This is a genomic window from Bradyrhizobium sp. 604_D8_N2_3, assembly GCF_051810765.1.
Classification (GTDB): Bacteria; Pseudomonadota; Alphaproteobacteria; order Rhizobiales; family Xanthobacteraceae; genus Bradyrhizobium; species Bradyrhizobium barranii.
The window spans coordinates 4,587,336-4,613,439 of record NZ_JBPWPM010000001.1 but is presented as its reverse complement, the minus strand read 5'-3'; the positions used below and the strand labels follow the sequence as shown (position 1 = coordinate 4,613,439).

29 protein-coding genes and 1 pseudogene are annotated in these 26,104 nt (G+C 64.4%); 14 read left to right on the top strand and 16 right to left on the bottom strand.

Annotation, left to right across the window (positions count from 1 at the left end):
• Positions 1-34: 34 nt before the first annotated feature.
• Positions 35-844, bottom strand: coding sequence for an SDR family NAD(P)-dependent oxidoreductase (locus AB7245_RS21815; RefSeq protein ID WP_439034909.1), 810 nt, complete (start codon positions 842-844; stop codon positions 35-37).
• A gap of 92 nt (positions 845-936) precedes the next feature.
• A complete protein-coding gene (recJ, locus tag AB7245_RS21810) occupies positions 937-2,778 on the bottom strand; it encodes a single-stranded-DNA-specific exonuclease RecJ (RefSeq protein ID WP_439034908.1) in 1,842 nt (613 codons plus the stop codon).
• A 283-nt stretch (positions 2,779-3,061) separates the two neighbouring features.
• Here recJ and AB7245_RS21805 point away from each other — a divergent pair, with 283 nt between their 5' ends.
• Positions 3,062-4,138 (top strand): methyl-accepting chemotaxis protein, encoded by a 1,077-nt coding sequence (locus AB7245_RS21805; protein ID WP_439034907.1) that lies wholly within the window; start codon positions 3,062-3,064, stop codon positions 4,136-4,138.
• A gap of 80 nt (positions 4,139-4,218) precedes the next feature.
• On the opposite strand, the gene AB7245_RS21800 is transcribed toward AB7245_RS21805, so the two are convergent.
• Both AB7245_RS21800 and AB7245_RS21795 read right to left on the bottom strand, forming a co-directional pair.
• Positions 4,219-4,977: a sulfite exporter TauE/SafE family protein gene (locus tag AB7245_RS21800; RefSeq protein ID WP_063983490.1), complete on the bottom strand. Its 759-nt coding sequence runs from the start codon at positions 4,975-4,977 to the stop codon at positions 4,219-4,221.
• A 73-nt stretch (positions 4,978-5,050) separates the two neighbouring features.
• Positions 5,051-5,224, bottom strand: a complete 174-nt coding sequence (locus AB7245_RS21795) for a hypothetical protein (protein ID WP_166096445.1) — start codon at positions 5,222-5,224, stop codon at positions 5,051-5,053.
• Positions 5,225-5,594: 370 nt separating this feature from the next.
• On the opposite strand from AB7245_RS21795, the gene AB7245_RS21790 reads away from it, so the two are divergent.
• Together AB7245_RS21790 and AB7245_RS21785 are read left to right on the top strand one after the other, a co-directional pair.
• Positions 5,595-6,338: an SDR family oxidoreductase gene (locus AB7245_RS21790; RefSeq protein ID WP_439034906.1), complete on the top strand. Its 744-nt coding sequence runs from the start codon at positions 5,595-5,597 to the stop codon at positions 6,336-6,338.
• A gap of 50 nt (positions 6,339-6,388) precedes the next feature.
• On the top strand, positions 6,389-6,802 hold the full coding sequence (locus AB7245_RS21785; protein ID WP_354097772.1) for a cupin domain-containing protein: 414 nt from the start codon (positions 6,389-6,391) through the stop codon (positions 6,800-6,802).
• Positions 6,803-6,812: 10 nt separating this feature from the next.
• Here AB7245_RS21785 and AB7245_RS21780 read toward each other — a convergent pair.
• A pseudogene (locus AB7245_RS21780) lies at positions 6,813-7,016 on the bottom strand (4-hydroxythreonine-4-phosphate dehydrogenase PdxA); the annotation flags it as partial.
• Here AB7245_RS21780 and AB7245_RS21775 point away from each other — a divergent pair.
• The 8 genes from AB7245_RS21775 (at position 6,933) to AB7245_RS21740 (ending at position 11,955) form a co-directional block, all read left to right on the top strand.
• Positions 6,933-7,118: an FCD domain-containing protein gene (locus AB7245_RS21775; RefSeq protein ID WP_439034905.1), complete on the top strand. Its 186-nt coding sequence runs from the start codon at positions 6,933-6,935 to the stop codon at positions 7,116-7,118. The pseudogene AB7245_RS21780 and the gene AB7245_RS21775 overlap by 84 nt on opposite strands.
• Positions 7,119-7,223: 105 nt before the next feature.
• Entirely contained in the window at positions 7,224-7,706 is a 483-nt protein-coding gene (locus tag AB7245_RS21770; protein ID WP_439034904.1) for a bleomycin resistance protein, read from the top strand.
• Positions 7,707-7,834: 128 nt separating this feature from the next.
• Positions 7,835-8,806, top strand: coding sequence for an MBL fold metallo-hydrolase (locus tag AB7245_RS21765; protein WP_439034903.1), 972 nt, complete (start codon positions 7,835-7,837; stop codon positions 8,804-8,806).
• Between the two features lie 242 nt (positions 8,807-9,048).
• Positions 9,049-9,735, top strand: a complete 687-nt coding sequence (locus tag AB7245_RS21760) for an alpha/beta fold hydrolase (protein WP_439034902.1) — start codon at positions 9,049-9,051, stop codon at positions 9,733-9,735.
• A gap of 265 nt (positions 9,736-10,000) precedes the next feature.
• Positions 10,001-11,422: an L-lactate MFS transporter gene (locus AB7245_RS21755; protein ID WP_439034901.1), complete on the top strand. Its 1,422-nt coding sequence runs from the start codon at positions 10,001-10,003 to the stop codon at positions 11,420-11,422.
• Between the two features lie 27 nt (positions 11,423-11,449).
• Positions 11,450-11,608 carry a hypothetical protein gene (locus AB7245_RS21750; protein WP_157790313.1) on the top strand — a complete coding sequence of 53 codons (159 nt, stop codon included), beginning with the start codon at positions 11,450-11,452 and terminating at the stop codon, positions 11,606-11,608.
• Between the two features lie 4 nt (positions 11,609-11,612).
• Positions 11,613-11,738: an MFS transporter small subunit gene (locus tag AB7245_RS21745; RefSeq protein ID WP_014495518.1), complete on the top strand. Its 126-nt coding sequence runs from the start codon at positions 11,613-11,615 to the stop codon at positions 11,736-11,738.
• 7 nt (positions 11,739-11,745) lie between these two features.
• Positions 11,746-11,955, top strand: a complete 210-nt coding sequence (locus AB7245_RS21740) for a hypothetical protein (protein WP_208086640.1) — start codon at positions 11,746-11,748, stop codon at positions 11,953-11,955.
• Between the two features lie 18 nt (positions 11,956-11,973).
• Here the strand turns inward: AB7245_RS21740 and AB7245_RS21735 are convergent, their stop codons facing one another.
• The 6 genes from AB7245_RS21735 to AB7245_RS21710 form a co-directional block, all read right to left on the bottom strand.
• The gene (locus tag AB7245_RS21735; RefSeq protein WP_039149060.1) at positions 11,974-12,867 is read right to left on the bottom strand and encodes a LysR family transcriptional regulator; all 894 of its coding nucleotides are present in this window, start codon (positions 12,865-12,867) and stop codon (positions 11,974-11,976) included.
• 75 nt (positions 12,868-12,942) lie between these two features.
• Complete coding sequence (locus AB7245_RS21730; RefSeq protein ID WP_439034900.1) at positions 12,943-13,662, bottom strand: haloacid dehalogenase type II; 720 nt, start codon at positions 13,660-13,662, stop codon at positions 12,943-12,945.
• Positions 13,663-13,804: 142 nt separating this feature from the next.
• Positions 13,805-14,806, bottom strand: a complete 1,002-nt coding sequence (gene glpX / locus AB7245_RS21725) for a class II fructose-bisphosphatase (protein WP_063983497.1) — start codon at positions 14,804-14,806, stop codon at positions 13,805-13,807.
• A gap of 139 nt (positions 14,807-14,945) precedes the next feature.
• The gene (locus tag AB7245_RS21720; protein WP_085401211.1) at positions 14,946-16,262 is read right to left on the bottom strand and encodes a homoserine dehydrogenase; all 1,317 of its coding nucleotides are present in this window, start codon (positions 16,260-16,262) and stop codon (positions 14,946-14,948) included.
• 30 nt (positions 16,263-16,292) lie between these two features.
• Positions 16,293-17,513, bottom strand: a complete 1,221-nt coding sequence (locus AB7245_RS21715) for an LL-diaminopimelate aminotransferase (RefSeq protein ID WP_014495524.1) — start codon at positions 17,511-17,513, stop codon at positions 16,293-16,295.
• A gap of 209 nt (positions 17,514-17,722) precedes the next feature.
• Positions 17,723-17,998, bottom strand: coding sequence for a hypothetical protein (locus AB7245_RS21710; protein WP_135213523.1), 276 nt, complete (start codon positions 17,996-17,998; stop codon positions 17,723-17,725).
• A 253-nt stretch (positions 17,999-18,251) separates the two neighbouring features.
• Here AB7245_RS21710 and AB7245_RS21705 point away from each other — a divergent pair, with 253 nt between their 5' ends.
• A complete protein-coding gene (locus AB7245_RS21705; protein WP_208086638.1) occupies positions 18,252-20,057 on the top strand; it encodes a PHA/PHB synthase family protein in 1,806 nt (601 codons plus the stop codon).
• 82 nt (positions 20,058-20,139) lie between these two features.
• On the top strand, positions 20,140-20,538 hold the full coding sequence (locus tag AB7245_RS21700) for an MAPEG family protein (protein ID WP_063983501.1): 399 nt from the start codon (positions 20,140-20,142) through the stop codon (positions 20,536-20,538).
• Between the two features lie 19 nt (positions 20,539-20,557).
• On the opposite strand, the gene AB7245_RS21695 is transcribed toward AB7245_RS21700, so the two are convergent.
• The 4 genes from AB7245_RS21695 to AB7245_RS21680 all read right to left on the bottom strand — a co-directional run bounded on the left by AB7245_RS21695 (position 20,558) and on the right by AB7245_RS21680 (position 23,954).
• On the bottom strand, positions 20,558-21,145 hold the full coding sequence (locus AB7245_RS21695) for a class I SAM-dependent methyltransferase (protein WP_208086637.1): 588 nt from the start codon (positions 21,143-21,145) through the stop codon (positions 20,558-20,560).
• 14 nt (positions 21,146-21,159) lie between these two features.
• Positions 21,160-22,206 carry an N-acetyl-gamma-glutamyl-phosphate reductase gene (gene argC / locus AB7245_RS21690; RefSeq protein WP_063983503.1) on the bottom strand — a complete coding sequence of 349 codons (1,047 nt, stop codon included), beginning with the start codon at positions 22,204-22,206 and terminating at the stop codon, positions 21,160-21,162.
• A 96-nt stretch (positions 22,207-22,302) separates the two neighbouring features.
• The gene (gene argC, locus AB7245_RS21685; protein WP_439034899.1) at positions 22,303-23,289 is read right to left on the bottom strand and encodes an N-acetyl-gamma-glutamyl-phosphate reductase; all 987 of its coding nucleotides are present in this window, start codon (positions 23,287-23,289) and stop codon (positions 22,303-22,305) included.
• Positions 23,286-23,954 (bottom strand): FMN-binding negative transcriptional regulator, encoded by a 669-nt coding sequence (locus AB7245_RS21680; protein WP_439034898.1) that lies wholly within the window; start codon positions 23,952-23,954, stop codon positions 23,286-23,288. Before AB7245_RS21680 ends, argC (AB7245_RS21685) begins: the two co-directional genes overlap by 4 nt.
• 409 nt (positions 23,955-24,363) lie before the next feature.
• On the opposite strand from AB7245_RS21680, the gene AB7245_RS21675 reads away from it, so the two are divergent.
• Entirely contained in the window at positions 24,364-25,365 is a 1,002-nt protein-coding gene (locus AB7245_RS21675) for an MBL fold metallo-hydrolase (RefSeq protein WP_439034897.1), read from the top strand.
• 40 nt (positions 25,366-25,405) lie between these two features.
• On the opposite strand, the gene AB7245_RS21670 is transcribed toward AB7245_RS21675, so the two are convergent.
• Positions 25,406-25,936 (bottom strand): DedA family protein, encoded by a 531-nt coding sequence (locus tag AB7245_RS21670; RefSeq protein WP_041958275.1) that lies wholly within the window; start codon positions 25,934-25,936, stop codon positions 25,406-25,408.
• Between the last annotated feature and the right edge of the window lie 168 nt (positions 25,937-26,104).

The following is a 26,104-nucleotide window of genomic DNA, read 5'->3' as shown; positions in this document are numbered from 1 at the left end:
GCGCCACCCTGCCCTTCGCGTCTTGCGCGGCGGCCTATTGCCGCCGCGGCACGCCGCCGGCATTCATTCCGCCGTCGATGACGAGCTCGCTGCCGGTGACGTAGCGCGAGGCATCGGAAGCCAGATACAGCACGCCGGAGGCGATCTCCCCAGCCTGCCCGGCGCGACCGAGCGGCGTTGCGACCTTGGCTCGCTCCTCGGGGTCGATCGGGGCGTTCTGGCCGGCCCCCGTCGCCCCCGTCGGGATCTTGCCCCAGATCGGGGTGTCGATGATGCCGGGGTGCACGGAGTTGACACGAATGCCGTCGCCGGCCGCCGCACACTCCATCGCGATCGATTTGGCAAACAGCCGCACACCGCCTTTGGTCAGCGAATAGGCCGACAGGCCCGGCGCACCGCGCAAGCCCGCGAGCGAGGACATCATGACGATGGAGCCGCCGCCGGTCTTGCGCATCAGCGGCAGGCAATGCTTCACGGACAGAAACACGCCGTCGAGGTTGATCGCGTTCTGCTTGTGCCAGTCAGCGAGCGTCATATCGACGATCGAGGGTACCGCAATGCCGATGCCGGCATTGGAGACCATGATGTCGAGCCGGCCATAGCGCTTGGCGATCTCGGCGACGATCTCGATCCAGGGCTCCTCGCTGGTGACGTCCTGCTCCAGGAAGATCGCCTTGCCGCCGGCTTTGGTCACGCGCTTGGCGAGCTCGGGGCCGCGCAGCTCGTCGATATCGGTGACGACGACAGTGGCGCCTTCGCGGGCGAACAGCTCGACGATCGCCTCGCCAATACCCGACGCACCGCCCGTCACCAGCGCGACCTTGCCCTCAACCTGCCCTGCCATGTTCACTCCCATTTTTTGTTGTTTGAGCGGCTCATTTTTGACGCATGATCTCCGCGCAAACGCGTACCGCGTTTGTCGCGAGGGATCTTGCGTTATCTAATCACGGATGGCCCCTGGTCCGGTAGCGCGACGTCGACGACGCGGAATTGCACGCGCTCGGCGCCCTGGTACCGGTCGACCGACAACGATCCCGCGACATGCAATTGCTGACCGCGATTGGCGAGAAGTGCATTGCCGAGCTTCTGGCCGACCGAACGGAACGCAATGCCGTTGACGATCGAGCCGTCGCCAGACTTGAAGCGTAGCCTCAAATGCGCCTGTCCGACCTCATCGGCATAGACGAGCTGATGCGATGGCAGCGCCAGCACGACCTCCGGATTGCCGCTGCCGAAGGGACCGGCGCGGTTGAGCGTGGTCGCAAGCTCCGTCGTCACGGCGCGCGCGGACACCGCGCCGTCGACATAGAGCTCGTTGACATGGCGCGCCTCGGCGACGTCCTGCGCCAGCGCGTTTTCGAGATAGGCGCGGAATTCGGCGAGCTTCTCCTTCCGCAACGTCACGCCCGCGGCCATCGCGTGGCCGCCGCCCTTCAGCAAGATGCCGTCGGTCACCGCCTGCCGCACCGCCTTGCCGAGATCGACGCCGGCGATGGAGCGGCCCGAGCCGGTGCCGATGCCGCCGGGCTCCAGCGCAATCGCAAAGGCCGGCCGTGAAAACTTCTCCTTCAGGCGGGACGCGACGAGGCCGACCACGCCGGGATGCCAGCCTTCGGAGGCCGTGACGATGACGCCAATCTTGTCCTCGAGCCCGATCGAGGCCAGCGCCTCGGCTTCGGCCTGCGCTTCGGCCGCCTGCTCGATGACGCGGCGCTCGCTGTTGAGGCGATCGAGCTCGGCCGCAATCCGCGCCGCCTCGACGCTGTCGCCTTCGAGCAAGAGCCGCACGCCGAGATCGGCGCGGCCGATCCGGCCGCCGGCATTGACGCGCGGCCCCAGCATGAAGCCGAGATGCCAGGCCTCCGGCGGGCCGTTGAGCCGCGCCACGTCCATCAGCGCGGTGTGGCCGACATGGTCGCGCCGCCGCATCGCGATCAGGCCTTTGGCGACGAAAGCACGATTGAGCCCGATCAGCGGCGCGACATCCGCAACCGTACCGAGCGCGACGTGGTGCAGCATGCCGAGCAGATCGGGCTCGGGCATCTCGCTCGTCCAGAAGCCGCGCTGGCGCAGCTCGCGGTTGACGGCGACAAGCGTCACCAGCACGAGACCGACGGCGGCGAGATGGCCGAGGCCCGAGAGATCGTCGAGCCGGTTCGGATTGACCAGCGCATCGACCTCCGGCAGCTCCGTGCCGGCCTGGTGATGATCGATCACGACCACGGACATGCCGAGGCGCTTGGCTTCAGCGAGCGGCTCGATGCTGGTGGTGCCGCAATCGACGGTGACGAGCAGCGTGGCGCCCTTCGCGGCCAACGCGCGGATCGCTTCGGTGTTCGGGCCGTAGCCTTCAAAGATGCGGTCGGGAATATGGATCAGCGGATCGAGCCCGCAATGGCGCAGATGCCAGGCGAGCAGCGCCGCCGAGGTGGCGCCATCGACATCGTAGTCGCCGAAGATCGCAACCTTCTCGCCGCGCACCGCCGCATCCGCGATCCGCTTCGCGGCGGCCTCCATCTCGGTCACAGTGTATGGGTCCGGCAACAGCTTGCGGATGGTCGGATCCAGGAAGTCGCTGACGCCATCGATGTCGATGCCGCGGCCCGCCAGCACCCGCGCCAGCAGCTCCGGCAGCTGATGCCGCTGCACGATGGCGAGCGCCTTGGCCGCCCCGCGCGCATCCAGCCGGTCGAGCCAGAGCTTGTCGGTGAGCGAGCGCGCGACGCCCAGAAACGCCTGGGGCACTTCGACGGGCAAGGCGGTTGCGGGCGGCGTCATGAGTCGAGACTGGCTTGAGGAACCCGGGAATCGGACTGGGCGTTGCGGCGATCGGCCGACAATGACGATTGACCTGGAATCCCCCGGGATTTGCAATGTCCGCGCCGCACAAAGCGGTGGATTGCCGCTTTGCTGCGCGGACTGACTATCATTTGGGCATTCCGTGGAACAGCAAATTAAGCGGGCGTTAGGCGGAATCTTCGAAAAAGACTCGTATTCGATCTGTAATTAGTTGTTCCGGGTTCGTTGCAGATCAGGCCTCATTGCCAAGGGAAGCTCCCCGATGTCTGCTGCGCTGGGTCTGAAAGCCAAGCCGATCGCCACCGAACCCGCTGATGACGATTCCGATATCTCCGCACTGATCAATCGCCTGACCGCCGAGGTCAACCAGATCGCAGTCGACAAGACCAAGGCGATTCAGCAGATCACCAACCAGATGAAGATGCTGGCGCTGAACGCGCTGATCGAGAGCTCGCGCGCCGGCGCGCAGGGCGCCGGCTTCGCGGTGGTGGCGCAGGAGGTGCGCGGCGTCGGCCAGCAGGTCGAAACCATCGCGCGCGAGCTCGAAACCCAGCTGACGAAGCGCACCGGCGATCTCGTCGCCTCGATCGACCGCATGAGCCAGCGCTCGCGCGGCGAGCGCATGGGCGACCTGTCGCTCAACGCCATCGAGCTGATCGATCGCAACCTCTATGAACGCACCTGCGACGTGCGCTGGTGGGCGACCGATTCCGCCGTGGTCGATTGCGCGGCCTCGCCGAACGCCGCAGCCGTCTCCCATGCCTCGCAGCGCCTCGGCGTGATCCTCGGCGCCTACACCGTCTATCTCGACCTCTGGCTCTGCGACCTCGACGGCAATGTCATCGCCAACGGCCGCGCCGACCGTTTTCGCGTCGTCGGCCAGAACGTCGCCCACACCAAGTGGTTTCGCGAGGCGCGAACCTTGCGCTCCGGCGACGACTACGTTGCCGGTGACGTCGAGAACCAGCCGCTGCTCGGCAATGCCCAGGTCGCGACCTATTGCGCCAGCGTCCGCGCCGGCGGCCAGGCCAACGGCGCGCCGATCGGCGTGCTCGCCATCCATTTTGACTGGGAGGCGCAGGCCCGCGCCATCGTGCAGGGCGTGCGCGTCGGCGACAGCGACAAGGCGCGCGTGCTGCTGGTCGACTCCAATCTGCGTGTGATCGCAGCTTCCGACGGCCAGGGTATTTTGAGCGAGCGCATCTCGATCTCGCTGAACGGCCAGCGCTCCGGATTCTATCACGACCGCACGGGCGCGCTGGTCGCGTTCCATGCGACCCCGGGCTACGAGACCTATCGCGGCCTCGGCTGGTACGGCGTGATCGTCTGCGGGGCGTGACGACATCATCGCGTGATCTGTGAGCGCGGCAGCGTGACCGTCGAACGATGGTCGCGCCGTGATGCGGAGTGACTTGCAGCCTATCCGAGATAGCCAGACACTCCGTCCCACAACAGCTTCAACGCCGTCACGGCCAGCAAGCCATGGCACGCCCGGTAGATCTGCCGCTGGTCCAGCTTTCCGTGCAGCCGCCAGCCGAGCCAGACGCCGCTGGGAATGGCAAAGAGGCACGCCGCCATCACGATCCAGACGTTGCCCGCCGGCCGCACCAGCAACAGCCAAGGCACCGCCTTGATCGCGTTGCCGACGGTGAAGAACAGGCTCGTCGTTCCCGCGTAGACCTCCTTGCTGAGGCCAAGCGGCAGGAGGTACATCGCCAACGGCGGTCCGCCGGAATGCGCGACCATGGTCGTGACACCCGAGGCAAGACCGGCAGCAACCGCCTTCGGCGAGGAGCGCGGACGAATGACCACCTTCGGATCACTCACGAGCCATATGCCAACGAAGCTCAATGTCACGACCGCCATCACGATCGCGACGGCGCGATGGTCCAATACACGGAACAAGAGATAGCCGAGGGCAATGCCGATCACGAGCCCGGGCAACAGCAGCACAAGGTCCGGCTTCGACCATGTCGAGGGCTTCCAGTAGCGCAGCGCGAACAGGTCCATGGCGATGAAGAGCGGCGCGAGCAGGCCGCCCGCCGTGACCGGATCCATCACGCACGACAGCAACGGAATGCCGACGATGGAGAAGCCGCCGCCGAATGCGCCCTTCATGAAGCAGATCAGGAAGACGCCGGAAAAGGCGATGATCACCGTGGCGACAGTCAAATCCATCTGCGCATCTCCATGACGGGCACGCTCGCGCCTCGGCGCGCGTCACGCCGAAACGTCGCGGGAGAGACTCGGCTCAGGTCGCCGTGACGTCGTCATCGGTTGCTGTTGGGCCGGCGTCGGTCGACGTCGCTTGCGAGGTTCGAGGCGGCTCGGCCTTCGGCTGGAAAAAGAGACCGGGCAGCACTGAAGGCAGGCCAAAGGTCATTCCGAGGAATGCCAGAAACACATCAAGATAACTCACGCTCATTCTGTTGCTCCGCTTTGTCGGGCGCGACCACCTCTCGGTGCATTTGAGGGTCGATGCGGCGCAATATGAACCGGTACATTTCTCAGTACAATAAGAACATTGATCTCGGTGCAATTTTGCCGCGGCCGCACGAGCAGAGCAGATGCAGCAAACTTTCTTGCGTCGGACTTCGATCCGACCACGGCGGGCGCGGCGCCCACTCCGTCGCAATGAGTCTTCTGAGCATTTTCCGGCAAGGCAGGCCGGTTACAGGCAAGAGCCCGCCGCATTGCTCGGCTAAGCTGCGCTTCGCATCACGTTGGGCGGACGTGACATGATCGGCCCACGGATTGAGATCACTCACGCTCGTCACATGCCGAGGAGACATGCCATGAAGATCGTCGTGATCGGCGGGACCGGATTGATCGGATCCAAGCTCGTGACGAAGTTGAAGCAACACGGCCACGAGGCCGTTGCGGCCTCGCCGAAATCAGGCGTGAACGCCGTGACCGGGGAAGGCCTCGCAGCAGCGCTGGCTAGCGCGGATGTCGTCGTCGACGTTGCCAACGCACCGTCCTGGGAGCCCGCCGCCGTGCTCGATTTCTTCCAGCGCTCGAGCACAAACCTCGTCGCGGCAGAGGCGGTCGCGGGCGTGAAGCATCACGCGGCGCTGTCGGTCGTGGGGACCGAACGGTCGCCCGACAATTCCTATTTTCGGGCCAAGCTCGCCCAGGAGACCATCATCAAATCCTCGTCGGTCCCCTACTCCATCGTTCGTGCCACCCAGTTCTTCGAATTCCTCGGCGCCATTGCCGAAACGGCTGTGGTCGATGGAAAGATCGTCGTCCCGTCCGCACTGTTTCAGCCGATCGCCGCCGAAGACGTAGCTGATCGCCTCGCGGAGGTCGCCATGGGCCGGCCGCTCAACGGCACCATCGATATCGCAGGACCCGAGAAGGCCCCCTTCAATGAATTCATTGCGCGGCGCCTCAAGGCGTCCGGCGACACCCGACCGGTGGTGGGGGACCCGAAGGCACCGTACTACGGCGCCCCCATTGACGACACATCACTGAACCCGCTCGGCGAGGCGCGGCTTGGAAAAACGCCGCTCGCAACGTGGCTCGCAAGACTCTGACGGACCGCAAGAGCTTCAATCACGACAACCACTGCAATGAAGGAAATCCCATGCGCAGATTGCTGATCGCAACGGCGGTTTATGCCGCATCAATCCTGACGGCTTATGCGGCCGAACCGGCACCTCTGGCCAAAGTGACGGTCGTGTTCGACCAGGCGCTGCCGAACGTCCCGGGCAAGAGCATGAAGGGCGTGCTGGTCGAGTATGGTCCCGGAGGCTCCTCGCCGGCCCACATGCATCCGCGCTCCGCATTCATCTATGCGACCATCCTGGAAGGAGCGATCCGCAGTCAGGTCAATGACGAGCCCGCCAAGGTCTATCGCAAAGGAGAGAATTTCTTCGAAAAGCCCGGCGACCGTCACGCCATAAGCGCGAATGCCAGCGATACCGAACCTGCGAAGCTGCTGGCCGTCTTCGTCGTGGATTCGGCAGACAAGGAGCTGGTCACGCCGATCACGAAGTAGCGCCGCCTCGTCACGCAGCGCGGCGCGCGGCCATCTCCGCGGCGAGCAGCAACGCGGCGCGGCTGGCGCCGATCGACGCGATGCCTTGCCCTGCGATGTCGTAGGCGGTGCCGTGCGCGGGCGTGCGCCGATGACACCGCAGCGCTGGGCCTTCGCCGTGAAGGAGCACGAGGCGATCCTGAACGCGCTGCAGCAGCGTGATGGCGCCGGCCTCTCCCACATCCTGCGTGCGCATCTGCGCCACAAGCGCGAAGAGGTCTTGCAGGCGGGCTTTGCCGAAACGGAAGGAAGCGACCTCGCGCTGCGGATCGCGTGAGGCGGGCTCGCCCGGCGAGCATTCGTTCATTCCGCGTCTGGCCTTCGCGCCGCTTCGCTGCGATAACCGCCTCGAAGATCGGTCATAAGATCAGGCGACGCCGCAATGAACAAGCCGCTGCCCTCAGATCCCGTCGCGCGTGCGACCTCCGACAGCACGGGAAGCGCGCCGCAAGGCGGCTTTGCCGATCTCGTTCCCGAACTCAGCGTTTCCAGCATTCAAGCCAGCCTGCCGTTCTGGCGCGACTTGCTCGGCTTCGAGCTCGCCTATGATCGCCCCGATGCGCGATTTGCGTATCTCGCCAGGGGGCGATTGCAAGTCATGCTCTGCGAACTGAATGGACGCTGGGAGACGGCAGAGATGCAGCGGCCATTCGGACGCGGCGTCAATTTCCAGATGGTCGTCGATCGCATTGATCCCATGCTGAGGGCTCTCGGCGATGCCAAATGGCCGCTCTACGAGCAGCCGAACGAAGCCTGGTATCGGGTCGGCGACCAGGAATTCGGCCAGCGTGAATTCCTCGTCCAGGATCCGGACGGTTACCTCGTGCGCTTCGTCGAACGCCTGGGCACGCGCACGCCATCCTGACGCAAAAAGATTCGTGCCGTCCTGCCGCACCGCGCGATCAGGAGACACAATCGCGACACAATCATTGCTTGCATTGCGATAGCGCACGAACAGTTGCGCAAAACAAAAGACAAAGGCGGAGGAAACGCATGACAATCGATGTCTCACGTCGGTCCCTGCTCGCATTGGGGGCTGGCCTTGGCGCCAGCGCAATGCTCGGCAGCAGCGCGCTGGCGCGCGCTCCCAAACTCGGCACCCAGACCCCCTACTGGCACCGCTTCGAGCTCGGCGATGCCGAAGTCACCGTCGTGTCCGACGGACCGCTGCCGCTCGGCGACCCCTCCGGGACGTTCACCGGCGTCCCCAAGGAAGAGGTGAAGAAGATGCTGGCGGACAATTTCCTGTCGCCGGACAACGTCGTGCTCGAGCAGAACTCGCCGATCGTCAACACCGGCGACAAGCTCATTCTGTTCGATACCGGCATGGGCAGCTCCAAGATGTTCGGCGCCACCACCGGCCGGCAGCAGAAGAGCATGACCGAGGCCGGCATCAAGCCGGCCGACATCGATGCCGTGGTCTGCTCGCATGCCCATATCGACCACATCGGGGGCATCGTGGACGACGGCGGCAAGCCACTGTTTCCGAACGCGCAGATCTACATCTCCCAGACCGATTTCGACTTCTGGACCGACGAAGGCAAGCTCGGCAGCGCGGCCAAGGATTTCGTCGTTCACGCCCGCAAGAACCTGCTGCCGGTCCGCGACCGCATCGTGTTCTTCAAGGATGGCCAGGAATTCTTGCCGGGCGTACAGGCGATCGCCGCGCCCGGTCATACCGTCGGCCACACCATCTTCTTGGTCTCGTCGGCCGGCAAGTCCTTTGCCTTCCTCGGCGACCTCTCGCACCATTCCGTGCTGCTGCTGGAACGGCCGCGGATGGAATTCTCCTACGACACCGACCCGAAGCAGGCGGCCGAGTCGCGCGTCAAGCTGCTGACGATGCTGGCGGCCAACAAGACCCCGGTGATGTCCTATCACTTCGCTTGGCCGGGCTACGGCCATGTCGCCAAGGCCGGTGACGGCTTCCATTACTATCCCGAACCGATGCAGATGACGCTGTAATCATCAAGAACCGGTCCGGGCGGTGCACGCTGCCCGGACCATTGAACTGATGCACGCTCTGTGTCGTGTGGGACGTAAGCTGCATTCGGCTCACGAGCTGAACTTGCTCAATTTCGCATTCGCCCGATTATCCTTGCGACCCTCTGTCAGCTGACGTGGTCGCGCGTTAGACGTGAAGCTCCCCCGCTTCCCGCTCCGCGAGCACCTCGGCTCGCCGTTGCGCAGCCAACGGAGACCATCTCATGACCAAACCAAGCATCGTTTTCGCGCACGGCCTCTGGGCTGACGGATCGTGCTTCGGCAAGCTGATCCCGGCGCTGCAAGCCGAAGGCCACGAGGTCCTGGCGAGCCAGCACGGGCTCGATTCACTCGCAACCGACGTCGCCTGCGTGACGGCGTGCTTTGGCCGTGTTCCTGGACCCGTGGTCCTCGTCGGCCACTCCTATGGCGGCACACTGATCACGCATGCCGGAACCGATCCGCGGGTCGCCGCGCTGGTCTACATCGCGGCGCTCGCGCCCGCTGCCGACGAAACTTCGCAGAGCCAGATTGCAAAATTTCCGACGACGCAGGTGTTCGGCCACATCGACGCGCCGGCGGGCCGTGTCTGGCTCAAACCAAGCGGCCTGACGCACTTTGCCGGCGACCTGCCCGAAGCCGAGCAAAAGCTGGTCTACGCAACGCAAGGGACGCCGGTTGCGGATCTCCTGACCCAAAAGGTCGATGGCACAGCGTGGACCTCGAAGCCGAGCTGGTACATCCTCGCCAGCAAGGACCAGACGGTTCACCCCGATCTGCAACGCTTCGTCTCGAAGCGCATGAACGCCACCGTGACCGAAGTGCCTTCGTCCCACGTCCCCATGCTGTCGAAGCCAGATGTGGTGCTGGATGTGATCCGAAAGGCTGCGAATGCGGTCACAGCGAAGTAGCATCGGCTGGCATACCATACCGAACCAATGCAGATGACGTTGTCATTCTTCAGATCAGGTCAGGGCGGCGCGAGACCGCCCGGACCCTTTGTCCATCGCGAAAACGCCATGCCGATTTCTGCTTTTTCTAATATCGATTAGTCCGATTGTAAAAGCGCATATTATTCGTTTGTCAAAATCCTCCTTCTGCGTAGCCTGATCCCGCGCCATCGCCCGGCTGCCCGTAAAGGCTGCCCCCGAGAACAGCGAGGCACCGGAGGATTGGATGACGACGACGCTCGACGCATCGGGAATGCCTGCACGTTCGCTGCTGCCCTTCCTTGATCGCGAGCACACGATCGCAAGGCCGGGCTACAGCCGATGGATGGTGCCGCCCGCGGCGCTTTGCGTGCATCTGTGCATCGGGCAGGCCTACGCCTTCAGCGTCTTCAACCTGCCGATGACCAAGCTGATCGGCGTCACCCAATCGGCACCCGGCGACTGGAAGCTCACCGAGCTCGGCTGGATTTTCTCCATCGCGATGGTGTTCCTCGGACTGTCGGCCGCAGTGTTCGGACGCTGGGTCGAGGAAGGCGGCCCGCGCAAGGCGATGTTCACCGCCGGCGTCGCCTGGGCGAGCGCCTTTCTGATCTCGGCCCTCGGCGTCTATCTCCACAATCTCTGGATCATCTATCTCGGCTACGGCGTGATCGGTGGCTGCGCGCTCGGCATCGGCTACATCTCCCCGGTTTCGACGCTCATGAAGTGGTTTCCTGACCGGCCGGGCATGGCCACCGGCATGGCGATCATGGGCTTTGGCGGCGGCGCGCTGATCGCTTCCCCCCTCTCCGTATGGCTGATGAGCAAGTTTGCGACCACGAGCGACGTCGGCGTGCTCGGCGCCTTCATCACGCTCGGCTGTGTCTACTTCGTCTTCATGATGGTCGGCTCCGCCATCGTGCGCGTGCCGGCGCAGGGCTGGAAGCCGGAGGGTTATGTGCCGCCTGCGGCCGCCACCAAGCTGATGACCAGGAACGACGTGTTCGTCTACCAGGCGGTCAAGACGCCGCAGTTCTGGCTGATCTGGATCGTGCTGTTCTGCAACACCACCGCCGGCATCGGCGTGCTCGGCCAGGCCTCGGCGATGAGCCAGGAGATGTTCCCCGCCCACATCACCGCGGTGGCGGCCGCAGGTCTCGTCGGCCTGATGAGCCTGTTCAACATGGGCGGACGTTTCAGCTGGGCCTCGCTATCCGACTTCATCGGACGCAAGAGCACCTATTTCGTCTACATGGTGCTCGGAATCGCCCTCTACGTGACCGTGCCCTATGCCGGCGCGAGCGGCAATGTCGTGCTGTTCGTGCTGTGCTTCCTGATCATCGTCAGCATGTATGGCGGCGGCTTTTCCACCGTGCCGGCCTATCTGCGCGACATGTTCGGCACGCGCTATGTCGGCGCCATCCACGGCATCCTGCTGACGGCCTGGTCGATGGCCGGAATCGCCGGGCCTGTGCTGATCAACTACATCCGCGAATACAACGTCACGCATGGTGTGCCGAAGGCGCAGGCCTACAACACGACCATGTACATCATGGCCGGACTGCTCGTGGTCGGCTTCCTCGCCAACCTCTGCGTCCGTGCCGTCGACAAGCGTCATCACATGCAGGACGAGGACAATTCAGGTCTCGAGGCGGCGCGTGCTGCCTGACGTTCGGACGAACACAAGGAGGCGACCATGACCACGACATCACGGAGCGAAGCGTCATTCTCCCAATCGCTGCTGAGCTGGATCGCCTGGCGGGTATCCCGGACGATGGCGGCGATGCGGCCGGTGCATCGTGCCACCGAGATCGCGGCCGCAGCCGCGGCGAGCAACAATCCCTCGGGGGCCTGACATCATGCAGACCGCTCAGACGGCAAAGACCACCCCGCTGCAATTGGCGCTGGCCTGGAGCTTTGCGGGCATCCCCCTGCTCGCGGGCGTGATCCAGACTTTGCTCAACGCCATGAAGCTGTTTCAGTAGGCGGCGAATGCGTCCCACGAACAAGCGTGCAGCGCTTCTCGGCGGCGCGCGACGGTTGGTAACCGACGAAGGCTTCACCATCACCGTGCTGGCCGCGGTGATCGCCGCTGCGGTTCTCGCAGTCGGCTTTGACGCGACTGCGGACATCGTCGTCGCGACGCTCGCACTTGGCGCGGTGACGGCGCTCGCCGAGACCCGCCTGCACCGGCGCGGATAGATCCAATCAAACGAGCCGTCAGCGGCGCTTGCGCGCACCACGCGCCGGCGTTTCCGTCACCCGCCGGGTCTGCTCGGCGGCGAGGTCGCGCATGATCGCTATCGCGCTCTGCACGTGGTCGTCGGGCTGGTCGACCGAATAGACGACATAGGCAGGCATCGAGAATTTCGGCGCTCCCACCACCAGGTGAAGCCGCCGTGCCTTCAGCAGCGGCTCGACGATCCGGTGCGCAAAATAGCCGGAGCCGCCGTTGGCGAGGACGTGCTGCAGCCCGAGCCAGCCGATGTTGGCGGTCAGCGCAGGCCCCGCGAAATTGGGAAAGACGGCGCTGTGGCGGGCGTAGAATTCGGGCCCCCAGTCGACATAGACGTAGCCATCCTGCGGCTCCGGATCGCTCCTGGGATTGGTCGACACCAGCACAAGCTGCTCCTCGATCAGCAACTCGACCTTGAGGCCGGGGCGGCTTTGCGGGGTGTACATCACGCCGATGTCGATGCGTCCCTCGACCAGCCCCTGCATCAACTCGGGCTCAAGGGCGCTCTCGGCCCGGATGGAGATCTGAGGATTGGCCTCCTGCATGCGCGGCACCCAAAGCAGCAGGAACTCCTCCCACAGGCCGATGCGGCCGCCGACCACCAGCGCCCCGCTAAAGCCCTTGGGGAGGCCGACGTCGTGGCGGGCCTGCTCGACGGTGCGAACAAGCGTCGAGGCATGGCGCTGAAATTGCCGTCCCGCCACCGTAAGCGTCGCGCCCGCCTTGTTGCGCACGAACAGCGTGCAGCCGAGCAGCTCCTCGAGCGAGTGGATCCGCGTGCTGACGGTGGACTGGCTGACGTGAAGCCGGTCGGCGGCGGTGATGAAATTGCCGGTCGCGACCACGGTCAGAAATGTCCGCGCGAGCTCGGTATCCAAGGGCGCACCTCACACATCGACATCGTCGATATGAAAGGCGCTGTCGTGAAGGATGTCAAACTGAAGCAGTGCCGCTTAGCAGCCGAGCTTGTCGGCGACCCCGCCAAAATCCTTCGCGACGATGTCCCAATTGCCGGCCGCCTCGAAATCGACCTTCTGGAGCGGACCGTATTCCGTTGGCCGCGCCACGAACGCGGTCTTCAGCCCGTTCTTCTGGGCGGCGGCGAGATCGCCGTTGTGGGCGGCGACCATCATCACCTGCTCCGGCTTGAGGCCGAGCAGGCGCGCGGCCCCGAGATAGGTCTCGGGATCGGGCTTGTAGTGCTCGAACAGCTCGGCCGACATGATGAGGTCCCACGGCAGGCCGGCGAACTTCGCCATGTTGGTGAGCAGCGCGACGTTGCCGTTCGACAGCGGCGAGATCACGAATTTCGACTTCAGCCGGGTCAGGCCGGCGACACTGTCAGGCCAGGGATTGAGGCGGTGCCAGCCCTTGGTGATGTAGTCGAGGTCGGCCTCGGTCAAACCCTTGATCGCGAACTTCTCGACCAGCTTGTCCAGCGAGCGGCGGTGCAGGACGTCGAGGATGACATAGCCACGTTCGGGGTGCTTGCGCACGTCATCCATGGCGGCCGTGTACATGCCGCGCCAGCCGTCGACCAAAGCGGTCCAGTCGGCGGAGATGCCGCGGCCCTTACCCCACCACATGAGGTCGGTGATCAGGCTGGTGCGCCAGTCCACGACGGTGCCGAACACGTCGAAGACCAGGGCTTTGACGGAGGAGAGATCGGACATGTGCGCTTCCTCTTTTGTTGTTCTTGTCATTCCGGGGGGCGCGTCAGCACCAACCCGGAATCCAGAAGTTATGGCGCGAGATTCCGGTTTCTCCGGGCCGCGCGCTTTGCGCGGTCCCGTCGCCCCGGAATGACGAAGCGCGTCAGCCCAGGTAAAACTTCTCCAACTGCCGGTGCTCGGCCTTGATGTAACGCACGGTGCCGGTGACGGAGCGCATCACGACCGTCTCGGTCTCGATCACGCCGTCCTTGCGGAACTTGACGCCCGACAGCAGCGAGCCGGTGGTAACGCCGGTGGCGGCGAACAGGCAGTCGCCGCGCGCCATGTCCTCGATGCCGTAGATCATCTTGGGATCGTTGACGCCCATCTTGGCGGCGCGCTCGCGCTTCTCGTCGGAATCCAGGATCAGGCGGCACTGCATCTGGCCACCGATGCAGCGCAGCGCCACGGCCGCGAGCACGCCTTCCGGCGCGCCGCCGGTGCCGAGATACATGTCGACGCCGGTGTTATCAGGATCGGCGCAGTGGATCACGCCGGCCACGTCGCCGTCGGTGATGAGGCGGACGGCGGCGCCGGTCGAGCGCACGCTCTCGATGATGCTGGCATGGCGCGGGCGGTCGAGCACGAGAACGGTGATGCCTTCCGGCTGGACACCCTTGGCCTTGGCGAGGCGGCGGACGTTGTCGGCGGGCGAGGCATCAATTTCGACAACACCCTTGTCGTAGCCGGGACCGATCGCGAGCTTCTCCATGTAGACGTCAGGAGCGTGCAGCAGCGTGCCGCCGTCGGCCATCGCCATGGTGGCAATCGAGCCCGGCATGTTCTTGGCGCACAGCGTGGTGCCCTCGAGCGGGTCGACCGCGATGTCGACCTGCGGGCCGGCGTTCATGCCAACCTTCTCGCCGATGAACAGCATCGGCGCCTCGTCGCGCTCGCCCTCGCCGATCACGATGGTGCCCTCGATCGGCAGCTTGTTGAGCTCGCGCCGCATGGCGTCCACCGCGGCCTGGTCGGCCGCCTTCTCGTTGCCGTGCCCGCGCAGCCGCGCCGAAGACACCGCCGCCCGCTCCGTCACCCGCACGATCTCCAGCGTGAGGATGCGCTCGAGCAACGCGTGCGGCGGGACTGAAATATGGGTCGACATCGGCTAACTCCTTCGGAACAGTTTTGGACGGAGATCTCCGTCCGCATCAACTCGTAACACCCACAGTTCGTTCGAACCGTGTCCTATTGTTTGAGCATGACCTTTCCGGAAAACCTCTTCACACTTTTCCGGGTCATGCTCAGTTCTTCTCGATCCGGATCACCTGTGGCCGTCCGCTGATCACCTTGTCCTTCTGCACGGCCGCGAGCGCGCGTCGCACGGCGTCCTCATGCGTCGCATAGGTGATCAGGATGACGGGCACGGGCACCGCCTTGCCGTTCGCCGGCGCAGCGCCGCCATTGGGATGACGCTGCACGATCGACTCGATCGAAATCTTCTGCTCCGCGAGCCGGGTCGCGATCGCGGCCGCAGTGCCCGGGAAATCCCGCGCCAGCAGGCGGATATAGTAGCCGCCCTCGTGCCGCTCCATCGGCGCCTTCTTGGTGTCGCGCAGATGCGAGATCGGCCGGCCGAACGGATTGGCGCGGATGCCGCGCGCAACGTCGGCGATGTCGGCGACGACGGCGGATGCGGTCGCAGCACCGCCGGCACCGGGGCCGACCAGCGTGATCGGAGGAATGCCCTCGCCATCGATCGTGACCGCATTGGTGACACCCATCACCTGCGCGATCGAGGAGGATTTTGGAACCATGGTCGGGTGCACGCGCTGCTCGATGCCCTTGGCGGTACGGACGGCAACACCGAGCAGCTTGAGCCGGTAACCGAGATCGTCGGCCGCGCGCAGATCTTCCGGCGCGATGGATGAGATACCTTCGACATACACAGCGCTTTGAGCAACTTTCGTGCCGAAAGCGAGGCTGGCGAGAATGGCAAGTTTTTGCGCGGTGTCGTGGCCATCGACGTCGAAGGACGGATTGGCCTCGGCGTAGCCGAGCCGCTGCGCATCCTTGAGGCATTCGGCGAAGGACAGTCCCTCCTGCTCCATCCGCGTCAGGATGTAATTGCAGGTGCCGTTGAGGATGCCGTAGACGCGGGTGACGCCGGTTCCGGCAAGCCCTTCGCGTAACGTTTTGATGACAGGGATCGCGGCGCCGACCGCTGCCTCGAAATTCAGCGCGCCGCCGTGCTTTTCGGCGGCCTTGGCAAGCTTCAGGCCGTGCTTGGCGAGCAGCGCCTTGTTGGCGGTGACGACCGACTTGCCCGCATTCAGTGCCGCTTCGACCGCAGAGAGAGCGGGATCACCGGCGCCGCCCATCAGCTCGACGAAGCAGTCGATGCCGGGATGCGTGGCCAGTGCCATGGGGTCCCTGACCCATTCGATGCCGCGCAGATCGACGCCGCGCTTCTTCGCCTTCGAGCGCGCGGTGACGGCGACGACGCGAATGCCGCGGCCGCTGCGGCCCGCGAGCACGCGGGCCTGGGTCTCGATCAAACGGACAACTTCGGCGCCCACGGTGCCGAGCCCCGCTATGCCCACTTTCAGGGGTGCAACCATGATGCTTTAGAAAACCTGCCGAAGAGAAACTTAACGCCGATTGGCGAGCGGAACGACGTTGTGCAACGTTTCGATGCCGCTTTCAAGGAAGCGGCGCACGCCGCGCGCGGCCTGCCTGATCCGTTGCTCGTTTTCCACCATGGCGATGCGGACATATCCTTCACCGTGCTCGCCGAAGCCGACACCGGGCGAGACCGCGACGCCGGATTTCTCCACCATCAGGGTTGCGAACTGCATGCTGCCGACGCTGCGGAAGGCCTCCGGCAGCGGCACCCAGGCGAACATCGAGGCTTCCGGCGGCGGGATCTCCCAGCCGGCGCGGCCGAACGATTCCACCAGCGCGTCGCGGCGCTTGCGGTAGGTGTCGCGCATCTCCTTGATGCAATCGTCGGGGCCGTTCAGCGCGGCGGTCGCGGCGACCTGCACCGGCGTGAAGGCGCCGTAGTCGAGGTAGGATTTGACGCGGGCGAGCGCGGCGATCACGCGGTCGTTGCCGACCGCAAAGCCCATGCGCCAGCCGGCCATCGAATAGGTCTTCGACATCGAGGTGAACTCGACGGTGACGTCGATCGCGCCGGGCACCTGGAGCACCGAGGGCGGCGGGTTGTTCTCGTCGAAATAGACTTCGGCATAGGCGAGATCGGACAGGATCAGGATCTCGTGCTTCTTCGCGAACGCGACGAGGTCCTTGTAGAAGTCGAGGCTCGCGACATAGGCGGTCGGGTTCGAAGGGTAGCAGACGACGAGCGCGAGCGGCTTCGGGATCGAATGCACGATCGCCCGTTCCACCGCCTCGAAGAATTGCGGCGTCGGCTCCGAGGGCACCGAACGGATCACGCCGCCCGCCATCAGGAAGCCGAAGGCGTGAATCGGGTAGCTCGGGTTCGGGCAGAGGATGACGTCGCCGGGCGCGGTGATCGCCTGCGCCACATTGGCAAAGCCCTCCTTCGAACCGAGTGTCGCGACGACCTGGGTGTCGGGGTTGAGCTTCACGCCGAAGCGGCGGGCGTAATAAGCGGCCTGGGCCCGGCGCAACCCGGGGATGCCGCGGGAGGCCGAGTAGCGGTCGGTGCGCGGCTTGCCCAGCGTCTCCTTCAGCTTCTCCAGCACATGTGCAGGCGCCGGCAGGTCCGGATTGCCCATGCCGAGGTCGATGATGTCGGCGCCGGCATTCCGCGCGGCCGCCTTGGCCCGGTTGACCTGCTCGAACACGTAAGGCGGAAGGCGGCGGATGCGGTAAAACTCTTCCATGGCTCTCTGGGCTCCGGGCAACCGGTCAGGACAGAATCGACCGGCCATGACAGCCGCTCGGGAAAGCTCTCGCCCCCTCGCGAAAATCGCTCAAAATCAAACGCTTAGAGCAATATTCGACGGCAGGAGCTGAAGTTGTTCGCCCTGACTCTCGGCTGAACTGAGGTCTTTTAGCACGGCATGGCGGGGGCGCCAGCGATTACGCCGCGTTACTTGGCGTCTTTTGCGGCAACGGATTGGCGCTCGCGCGCGGCGGCCAGCTCGGCTTCGATCTTGGCGCGCTGGTCCGGCGGGATGATTGCCTGATCACGATCCGGTGGCAGATCGTGCACCGGAAGGTACGAGCCGGGCTCCCTGGGATGGGCCTGCGCATCAGTAGGGGTATAGTCAGCCAGCTGACTCGAGCAGCCGCCCAAGGCAAGCGCCGCCATCAGCAGCGCGCCACAGATCGGCAGCGACTTTTGCAGGTCCCTCAACGCCAACACTTGGGAAATCCCCTACTCGTCCCAACGCAAGGCTGCCGGAACTTAACCCGACAACCTGCCCAAGCTCAAACCATTGCTGCCCACAAATGGTACGAGCGAGAATACTTCCAAGGCCCACTGCGGAAGAGGTGCACGCTGATTGTGACAAAACCAAGGGGCTTTGTCGCAGTGCAGCACATGTTGGAGCTTGTTTAACGCCAAACATGCGAGCTTCGCGGTGACGAATACAGAATGAATCGTTACTGTTCTGCTCATGAGTACCGCCACGACCGACACGCCCAAACCCGAGACGAAGTTCGATGCGGAAGCCTTCGCGATGAATGTCGCGCGGGCGATGGAGAGCGGCGGCAAGGCGCTCGCCGCGTATCTGAAACCACGCGAGAGCGGCGACGTGCAGGATCGCCCGCCGGCCGAGCTTACGGAAGTGGTCAAGGCCTTCACGTCGGTCGCCCAATACTGGATGTCAGATACATCCCGCGCGTCCGATCTGCAGACCAAGCTCGCCAAGGATTATCTCGACCTCTGGGGCTCGGCGGCGCGCCGCATGGCCGGCCAGGACGCTTCACCCGCGATCGCGCCCTCGCCGCGCGACAAGCGCTTTGCCGATCCGGAATGGAAGTCGAACCAGTTCTTTGATTTCATGATGCAGCTCTATCTGCTCACGACCAAATGGGCGCAGGAGCTGGTGCACGACGCCGAGCTCGATCCGCAGACCCGCCGCAAGGCGGAGTTCTACGTCCAGCAGGTCACCAATGCGATCTCGCCGTCGAACTTCGTGCTGACCAATCCGGAAGTGCTGCGCGAGACGGTGGCGAGCAGCGGCGAGAACCTGGCGCGCGGCCTGAAGATGCTGGCCGAGGACATCGCGGCCGGCAAGGGCATGCTGAAGATCCGCCAGTCCAATCCGGACAATCTCGTCGTCGGCGTCAACATGGCGACGACGCCGGGCAAGGTGATCTACCAGAACGAGATGATGCAGCTGATCCAGTATTCGCCGACCACGGAGAACGTGCTGCGCACGCCGCTCCTGATCGTGCCGCCCTGGATCAACAAGTTCTACATCCTCGATCTCAAGCCGGAGAAATCCTACATCAAGTGGTGCGTCGACCAGGGCATCACCGTGTTCGTGATCTCATGGGTCAATCCCGACAAGCGGCTCGGCAACAAGAGCTGGGAAGACTACATGAAGGAAGGCCCGCTCACGGCGATGGACGTGATCGAGAAGGTCACCGGCGAGTTGAAGGTGCACACCGCCGGCTATTGCGTCGGCGGCACCATGCTCGCGACCACGCTGGCCTGGCTCGCCGAGAAGCGCCGCCAGCGCGTGGCGTCGGCGACGTTCTTCGCCGCGCAGGTCGACTTCACCCATGCCGGCGATCTCCTCGTGTTCGTCGACGAGGACCAGATCGCGGCCCTCGAGCAGGACATGAAGGCGGCCGGCGTGCTCGAAGGCTCGAAGATGGCGATGGCCTTCAACATGCTGCGCTCCAACGATCTGATCTGGTCCTATGTCGTCAGCAACTATCTGAAGGGCCAGCAGCCGAGCGCGTTCGACCTCTTGCACTGGAATTCGGATGCGACGCGCATGACCGCGTCGAACCATTCCTATTACCTGCGCAATTGCTACCTGGAGAACCGGCTCTCCACCGGCACCATGGTGCTCGACAACACGCTGCTCGACCTCTCCAAGGTCAAGGTGCCGGTCTACAACCTCGCCACCCGCGAGGACCACATCGCGCCGGCCGAATCGGTGCTGTACGGCTCGCAGTTCTTCGGCGGCCCGGTAAAATACGTCCTGTCCGGCTCGGGCCACATCGCCGGCGTGGTCAACCCGCCCGCCTCGAACAAGTACCAGTACTGGACCAACGACAACGTCAAGGACGTCAACGTCGCCGAGTGGATGAAGGGCGCGGTGGAGCACAAGGGCTCGTGGTGGCCGGACTGGCGCGAATGGCTGGGCGGGCTCGATCCCGAGGAAGTCCCGGCGCGCGTGGTCGGCAGCGAGGCCCTGCCCGCGATCGAGGACGCGCCCGGCAGCTATGTCAGGGTTCGCGCCTAGCGGGATTTCTTTGCGCATGGCGCAATCCTGCGCGCTTGTATAATCTCGCGTTCAACACAGCGACGACAGAGGGGACCGGGTTATGACGCGCGAATTGTTCTGGCTGACACTGACTGTGATCCTGACCGGGATCCTCTGGATTCCCTACACCATCAACCGCTGCCAGGTTCGAGGTCTCAGTGGCGCGCTGGCCAATCCCTCGCGCGCCGACAAGCCGCAGGCGGAGTGGGCGAACCGCCTGATGTTCGCGCATGACAACGCGGTCGAGAACCTCGTGCTCTTCGCGCCGCTGGTGCTGATCCTGAACGCGATCGACTATTCCTCGAAATGGACCGTGCTCGCCTGCGCGGTCTATTTCTGGTCGCGTGTCGCGCATCTGATCGTCTATGCGCTCGGAATCCCGGTGTTCCGGACTCTCGCCTTCACCGTCGGCTTCCTCGCCCAGGCCGTGCTTGCGCTGGCAATCTTCAAGGTGCTCTAGAAATCGGGTCTCTTAGGGATCAGGCCCTGCGTACGACGAGGTTCAGCATGTTGGCTGGCGTCTCGTCGAAACTCTGGATCACGTTGGTGTCCGACGACAGCGTGATCCACGAACCTGCGCTGGCGTAAGTCATCTCGAGCCACTCCCGCGAGACGTAGCTGTAGTAGCGCCCGAGGCTGTCGCGGCCATCGTCCTCACCCATCTTGTAGCTGGCGTAGAACACGCCTGATGGCTTGAGCGCACGGTGGATCTTTCCAAGGATGCCGGCGAGTTCGTCGCGTGGCACATGCAGCAGACAGGCGCTCGCCCAGACGCCGTCATAGGCCTCGTGCGCATCCAGCTGGTCGAACCGCATCGCCTCGACGGGATGACCAAGCCGGCGCGAGGCGATCTCGGCCATTTCGGGCGAGCCATCGGTCGCACGCACTGAAAAACCTTCGGCGAGCATCACTGCGGAATGATTGCCGGCACCGCAACCGAGCTCGAGGATCGCGCCTCCCGGCGGCTGCAGGGCGAGAAAGCCCCGCAACCGCGTCGATGCGGCCTTCGCCCAGCCGGCATAGACCTCGGCGTTCTGCCGGTAGAATTGCAAGGTCGCTTCGTCCACCGCAGTACCTCGTGTCATGGAAACAGCGCGATCTGCTCCAACCCCGCCGTCTCGGGCAGCCCGAACATCAGGTTCATGTTCTGGATCGCTTGCCCGGCCGAACCCTTCACCAGATTGTCGAGCGTGGAAATCACGATCGCCCGGTTCTTGATGCGGTCGGCGACGACGCCGATCTGCACATAGTTGGAGCCGCGCACATTCTGGGTCTGCGGCAGCACGCCCTTCCTGGCGACATGCACGAAGGGCTCGTTGGCATAAGCCTGCTCCAGCGCGCTTCGCAGATCGTCCGGCGTCGCGCCGTTGAGCTTGACGTAGGAGGTGCAGAGTTCGCCGCGCGCCATCGGAATAAGATGCGGCGTGAAGTTGATCGTCACTGCGGAACCGGCGGCGACGCCGATCTCCTGCTCGATCTCGGGCGCGTGCCGGTGGGTGCCGACCGAATAGGGCGACAGCCCCTCGCCCGCCTCGCTGAACAACGTGTTCTGTTTCAGCCCGCGGCCGGCGCCGGTGACGCCCGATTTCGCGTCGATGACGATGTCGTCGACGTCGATCAGCTTGGCTTTCGCAAGCGGCACCAGCGCGAGCAGCGCCGCCGTGGGATAGCAGCCGGGACAGGCGACCAGCCGCGCCGACGTGATCTTCTCGCGATAGAATTCGGTGAGACCGTAGACCGCTTCGCCCTGCAGTTCGAGCGCCCGGTGCTCATGGCCGTACCACTGCGCATAGGTGCTCTTGTCCCGCAGCCTGAAATCGGCGGACATGTCGAGGACCTTGATTTTGGGATTTGCCTTGAGGACCGCGGCGATGATTTCCTGCGTGGTGCCGTGCGGCAGTCCGCAGAACACCGCATCGAGCTTGCTCCAGTCGACCTTTTCCCATTCCACGAGTTTCGGCAGGTCCAGCATGAAAAAATGCGGAAACACGTCGCCCATCGACTTGCCGGCATGGGTGTTGGCGGTGAGCGCGACGATCTCGGCATTCGGATGCCGGGCCAACAGGCGCACCGCATCGGCCCCGGTGTAACCGGAGGCGCCGAGAATGCCGATCTTCTTCGAGCTCATCACGCGTACCTTTCAGGCGTCATTTGATCGTCTTGCCGGGGTCGAAAGTCGCATCGTCGCTTCGTCCACCGGGCTGGCCTCCCGAGCAACGTTCGATCAGCTATTGTCGGCAAGGCCCAACATCAGCCGCATGTTCTGCACGGCCGCACCCGAGGCGCCCTTGCCGAGATTGTCGAGCCGGGCGACCAGTACCGCCTGGTGATATTTGTCGCTGGCGAAGACGTGGAGCTCGAGCGTGTTGGTCTCGTTGAGCGCCTCCGGCTCGAGCTTGCCGCCCTTGGTCGCCTCGTTCTGGAGCGGCATCACCGAGACATATTTCGAGCCGGCGTAACGCTTGGCCAGCGCGGCCTGAAGGTCCGCACCGCTGGGCTTGCCGGGCAGCGCGTCGAGCTGGAGCGGCACCGAGACCAGCATGCCCTGCCGGTAGTTGGCGACCGAGGGAATGAAGATCGGCCGCCGCGTCAGTTTCGAATAGAGCTGCATCTCCGGCAGATGCTTGTGCTCGAAGCCGAGGCCGTAGAGCTCGAAGGACGGCGCGCTGCCGTCTTCGAAGCTCGCAATCATCGACTTGCCGCCGCCGGAATAGCCGCTCACCGCGTTGACGGTGACGGGATAATCGGGCGGCAACAGACCCGCATCGACGATCGGCCGCAGCAGCGCGATCGCACCAGTCGGATAGCAGCCGGGATTGGAGACCTTCTTGGCGGCCTTGATCTTGGCCGTCTGATCGGGCGTCAGCTCCGGAAAGCCGTAGGCCCAGTCGGGCGCGACCCGGTAGGCGGTGGAAGCGTCCAGCACCTTCGGCGCTGAAGCGCCCATGCTGTCGACCAGCGCCACTGTTTCCTTCGCGGCCTCGTCAGGCAGGCAGAGGATGACGAGATCCACCTCCTCCATCAGCGCCTTCTTGGCCGCGGGGTCCTTGCGCTTGTCGTCGGCGATCGTCTTCACCGTGACGTCGCTCTGGAGCTTCAGCCGCTCGTTGATGCCGAGCCCGGTGGTGCCGGAGCCGCCGTCGACGAAGACGGTGGCGGGCTTCTTGGCGGCGCCGGTGGTCGGGGCCTTGGTGGTTTCCGTGAGGCTCATGGCGCGCTCCTTTCGAGCATGTTGGTTTCGTTCGCGAAGGCCTCCGGCCTCACGTCCTGCATCAATTGTGCAATCTCTCTGGCGTCGGCTGCGGGTTGCACACCGAGCGCGTTGGCGATCGCGGTATAGTCGGCGTCCGATTTATGCTGGTTGAGCTTGAAGCTGCCTTCGACCTCTTCAACCGTCATGACCAGGCCCACGATTCCCTTCTTCAACGCTTCCAGCCGGCCTGCCGTCATCTTCGCCGATGTCCACGGCGCTTTCGGCAACAGCCAGCTCTCGAACTTGTCGCTCAGCGTGTCGATCTGCACCGCGAGCTGATCGTCCGACAAGAGGCGTACCGGCCCGCTCAGATGCACCGACTGGTAGAGCCAGGTCGGCACCTGATCCGGCGAGACGTACCAGTCGGGCGATACATAGGCATCGGGGCCGTTGACCGCGAGCAGCCAGGAGGTCGCGCCGTCCGCCAGCTTTAGCAGCGGATTGTGACGGGCGACATGAAAGGCGGCCTGCGGCGTGCCGTCAGCGGCGTAAGTCAGGTAGAACGGCAGCGGCGAGGCGACCGGCTTGTGGCCGTCGAAGGCGCACATCGTGCCGAAGCCGCGCTCCTCGGCGAATTTCAGGCTCGCGGCGCGGTCCTGCTTGAAAAAGGGTGGCGTGTACATCGTGGTCTCCTGCTGGGCCTCCTCGGGGGGCCGCCGGATCAGATCGCGCTGACAGGAGAGAGAATGCCGCGGATCGGATCCAGCGGCAAAGACGATGATCTCAAACGCGATCGACCGCCCAAACCGCTAAAGAGCGGCGGCGGCGACGGGCGAACAGGATGGTCGCGGCGTTGATCATGGCGCGCGGCTATACGGCCAGCGGGTTCCAGGGTCAAGTCCAAATCGATGGGGCGTGACGGCTGCCGCACAGGTGACGGCAGGATGCCGCACTCGTGACGGCAGGATGCCGCACGGATGTCATCGGGTCGCAGCGGAATTTCTCCTAAGCTTGGGGGTTCCCGAGAAAGAAAGGCGCCACAACCCCGCCGGTTCGTGCCTTTCGTTCGCAACCCAGCCCCAGGACATCGCCATGACCGAGATCACCCGTCGCGCAACGCTAGCCGGCGCCGCCGCCTCGGCGCTCCTGCCCTTCGTGAAGACCTCGCCCGCGAGCGCCGCCGCGCCCCCGGCCGCGACCCAGAATGCGAGCTTCTACCGCTACAATGTCGGCACCCACCAGATCACCGTGGTCTGCGACGGCGTCGCGACCGTCAACCTGACGGACAATTACGCGGCCGGCGCCAGCAAGGACGACATCAACAAGATCTTCGCCGAGAACCATCTACCGACCGACAAGGTCACCCACACCTTCAATCCGGTCGTCATCAACACCGGGCCGAAGCTCGTCGTGATCGATACCGGTCTCGGGCCCGACCAGTTCACGCAGACCAAGGGCAAGGTCGGCCAGTTCCACAACAACCTTGCGGCGGCCAGCATCGACCGCGCGGCAGTCGACACCGTCATCATCTCGCACTTCCACGGCGACCACATCAACGGCCTGCTCGCGGCCGAGAACAAGCCGGCCTTCCCCAACGCCGAGATCATGGTTCCGGCAGTGGAATGGAAGTTCTGGATGGACGACGGCGAGATGAGCAAGGGGACCGGCAATCCGATCCTCGAAAGCAACTTCAAGAACATCCGCCGCGTGTTCGATGCGCTCGGCCGCAAGGTCACGCAATACGAGTCCGGCAAGGAAGTCGCGCCCGGCATCACGTCGGTGGCGAGCCCGGGCCACACGCCGGGACACAACTCCTTCATCGTCGCGTCAGGCGCGGAAAAGGTACTTGTGCAGGTCGACATCACCGCAGGCGCAGCGTTCCTGTTCGTGAAGCACCCTGAATGGAACATCGCCTCCGACGTCGACAAGCCGCTGGCGCAAGAGACGCGGCGGAAGCTCTACGACATGGCGATTGCCGAGAAGATGCCGATCCAGGCCTTCCATGCCGCCTTCCCGGGTCTCGTTCGCGTCGAGAAGGAAAAGGATGGTTCGGGCTATCGCTGGATTCCGTCGATCTGGAACGCCTCGCTATAGGCTCTGCCATATGCGCTGACCGGGCGGCCGAGCTGCCCGGTCAGATCACGCGCCAGATCCATTCCATGATCGTCGCGATCACGTCGCCGAACAGCAGCAGCGCCGCGGACCAGACCAGCGCCGAGATGAAATTGGCGGCCTGAAAACTCCAATAGGGCATCTCGAAAATGCCGGCTGCGAGCGGCACCGAGGCGCGCAACGGGCCGAAGAAGCGGCCGATGAAGATGCTGGGCACGCCCCAGCTCCGCACGAAGGCTTCGCCCCTGGGCAGCAGTTCCGGATAGCGCGACAGCGGCCACATCTGCGCGACCTGCTCCTTGTAGCGATAGCCGAACCAGTAGGAGACCCAGTCGCCGAGCGCAGCACCGATGCCGCCGGCGATCCAGACCGGATAGAAGCTGATGCCGCTCGCTCCGATCAGCGCGCCGATCGCAACCAGCGCACCCCAGGCCGGGATCAGCAGCGAGATGAAGGCCAGCGACTCCCCGAACGCGAGCAGGAACACGATCGGAGCCGCCCAAGCCTGGTGAGCACGCACGAAATCGGCCAGTGCGTGCGCGTACTGCTCCATTCCAGATTGCCTTCCCCGCCCCGTCACGGTCCTCTCAGATAAAAGGACTGGTAAGCCAAGGACTTGTGTGACATCAAGTCACAAAGCCGGGCCTGAGCCGGGCCAAGGTGTCAAATTGCCGGGAATTGGTGGGCCTGCGGCGTAAAATCGCCGGGATTGGCTCCCACC

Coding starts and splice junctions, on each gene's coding strand:
- AB7245_RS21815 (WP_439034909.1), bottom strand. CDS start 844: ATGGCAGGGCAGGTTGAGGGCAAGGTCGCGCTGGTGACGGGCGGTGCG.
- recJ (WP_439034908.1), bottom strand. CDS start 2,778: ATGACGCCGCCCGCAACCGCCTTGCCCGTCGAAGTGCCCCAGGCGTTT.
- AB7245_RS21805 (WP_439034907.1), top strand. CDS start 3,062: ATGTCTGCTGCGCTGGGTCTGAAAGCCAAGCCGATCGCCACCGAACCC.
- AB7245_RS21800 (WP_063983490.1), bottom strand. CDS start 4,977: ATGGATTTGACTGTCGCCACGGTGATCATCGCCTTTTCCGGCGTCTTC.
- AB7245_RS21795 (WP_166096445.1), bottom strand. CDS start 5,224: ATGAGCGTGAGTTATCTTGATGTGTTTCTGGCATTCCTCGGAATGACC.
- AB7245_RS21790 (WP_439034906.1), top strand. CDS start 5,595: ATGAAGATCGTCGTGATCGGCGGGACCGGATTGATCGGATCCAAGCTC.
- AB7245_RS21785 (WP_354097772.1), top strand. CDS start 6,389: ATGCGCAGATTGCTGATCGCAACGGCGGTTTATGCCGCATCAATCCTG.
- AB7245_RS21775 (WP_439034905.1), top strand. CDS start 6,933: ATGACACCGCAGCGCTGGGCCTTCGCCGTGAAGGAGCACGAGGCGATC.
- AB7245_RS21770 (WP_439034904.1), top strand. CDS start 7,224: ATGAACAAGCCGCTGCCCTCAGATCCCGTCGCGCGTGCGACCTCCGAC.
- AB7245_RS21765 (WP_439034903.1), top strand. CDS start 7,835: ATGACAATCGATGTCTCACGTCGGTCCCTGCTCGCATTGGGGGCTGGC.
- AB7245_RS21760 (WP_439034902.1), top strand. CDS start 9,049: ATGACCAAACCAAGCATCGTTTTCGCGCACGGCCTCTGGGCTGACGGA.
- AB7245_RS21755 (WP_439034901.1), top strand. CDS start 10,001: ATGACGACGACGCTCGACGCATCGGGAATGCCTGCACGTTCGCTGCTG.
- AB7245_RS21750 (WP_157790313.1), top strand. CDS start 11,450: ATGACCACGACATCACGGAGCGAAGCGTCATTCTCCCAATCGCTGCTG.
- AB7245_RS21745 (WP_014495518.1), top strand. CDS start 11,613: ATGCAGACCGCTCAGACGGCAAAGACCACCCCGCTGCAATTGGCGCTG.
- AB7245_RS21740 (WP_208086640.1), top strand. CDS start 11,746: ATGCGTCCCACGAACAAGCGTGCAGCGCTTCTCGGCGGCGCGCGACGG.
- AB7245_RS21730 (WP_439034900.1), bottom strand. CDS start 13,662: ATGTCCGATCTCTCCTCCGTCAAAGCCCTGGTCTTCGACGTGTTCGGC.
- glpX (WP_063983497.1), bottom strand. CDS start 14,806: ATGTCGACCCATATTTCAGTCCCGCCGCACGCGTTGCTCGAGCGCATC.
- AB7245_RS21720 (WP_085401211.1), bottom strand. CDS start 16,262: ATGGTTGCACCCCTGAAAGTGGGCATAGCGGGGCTCGGCACCGTGGGC.
- AB7245_RS21715 (WP_014495524.1), bottom strand. CDS start 17,513: ATGGAAGAGTTTTACCGCATCCGCCGCCTTCCGCCTTACGTGTTCGAG.
- AB7245_RS21705 (WP_208086638.1), top strand. CDS start 18,252: ATGAGTACCGCCACGACCGACACGCCCAAACCCGAGACGAAGTTCGAT.
- AB7245_RS21700 (WP_063983501.1), top strand. CDS start 20,140: ATGACGCGCGAATTGTTCTGGCTGACACTGACTGTGATCCTGACCGGG.
- argC (WP_063983503.1), bottom strand. CDS start 22,206: ATGAGCTCGAAGAAGATCGGCATTCTCGGCGCCTCCGGTTACACCGGG.
- argC (WP_439034899.1), bottom strand. CDS start 23,289: ATGAGCCTCACGGAAACCACCAAGGCCCCGACCACCGGCGCCGCCAAG.
- AB7245_RS21680 (WP_439034898.1), bottom strand. CDS start 23,954: ATGTACACGCCACCCTTTTTCAAGCAGGACCGCGCCGCGAGCCTGAAA.
- AB7245_RS21675 (WP_439034897.1), top strand. CDS start 24,364: ATGACCGAGATCACCCGTCGCGCAACGCTAGCCGGCGCCGCCGCCTCG.
- AB7245_RS21670 (WP_041958275.1), bottom strand. CDS start 25,936: ATGGAGCAGTACGCGCACGCACTGGCCGATTTCGTGCGTGCTCACCAG.